This window comes from Alcanivorax sp. HI0044, from assembly GCF_001634945.1.
On record NZ_LWEZ01000622.1, the window covers coordinates 1 to 921 of the forward strand.

A 921-nucleotide genomic window follows, 5' to 3' on the forward strand; every position below is an offset into this window, starting at 1 on the left:
CCTTGGCCGGGTTCTCTGTGCCCAGGCTACCGTGGAAGCTGGCTACCCCGGCCAGGTCGGTCCCCCGACGGGCCTGTTCCAGCACCACCGCCCCGCCAAAACAGTAGCCAATGGCGAACAGGCGGCCCGGCGCTACCTGCTGCTGTTTGAGCATCATGGTGCGGGCGGCCTGGAAGCGGGCGTTCATGGCTTGCGGGTCGGCCAGGGCGGTTTCCATGAAGCTTTTGGCGTCTTTGGGGTGGGTGGCGACTTCGCCGGTGCCGTACATGTCCACGGCCAGTGCGGTGTAACCCGCTTCAGCCAGCATGCGGGCGCGGTTACGGGCATAGTCGTTCAGGCCCCACCACTCGTGCACCACGATCACCCCGGGGCCAGGGTCTTTCTGGTCATCGTTAAGGTACATGATGCCTTTGCCCAGGCCGTCCGGCAGGGTGACTTCGGTTTCAATAATATCGGCGGAGCTGGTCTGGCCAGCGACAATCAGGGATACCAGCAGGAAAAACCGTTTCATAGACCTGTCCTTGGATGTGCCATAAGGGTGCCATAAGGCGGGTTATTTATTCTGCCAGACCCAGCGTAGTGGTTCGCCGAAGTCGTCATAAACCAGTTTGCGCTGCGGTCGGGCATTCAAGCGTTGCCGGCGGGGCTTGTGCTTGCGTGCATCAATAGTGGCTGCTACCTGGCTCAGGTCAGTGCGTTGCGCCTGACGTGGGCCATTGAACAGCACCGTCTGGTGGCCTTTGCCGGAGACTGCATCGGCGCCACTCACCCCGTTTGGCACTTCACTAATGGACCCGCCTTCGGAGAGAAAGCGTTCCATGTCGCGTTCCAGGCGATACCGTTGTTGTTCCTTGCTGTTACGAACTTTCACGGGACTCATCGGGGCTGATGGGTTGATCGATCACAATAGCAGGCTCATAT

At 60.4% G+C, this 921-nt stretch carries 2 protein-coding genes; both read right to left on the minus strand.

Features of this window, described 5'->3' with window-relative positions:
• A partial coding sequence (locus A3730_RS07515) for a dienelactone hydrolase family protein (protein WP_063537819.1) occupies positions 1–511 on the minus strand: 511 nt, incomplete at its 3' end.
• A 42-nt stretch (positions 512–553) separates the two neighbouring features.
• Entirely contained in the window at positions 554–871 is a 318-nt protein-coding gene (locus A3730_RS07520) for a hypothetical protein (protein WP_063518979.1), read from the minus strand.
• Positions 872–921 lie beyond the last annotated feature (50 nt).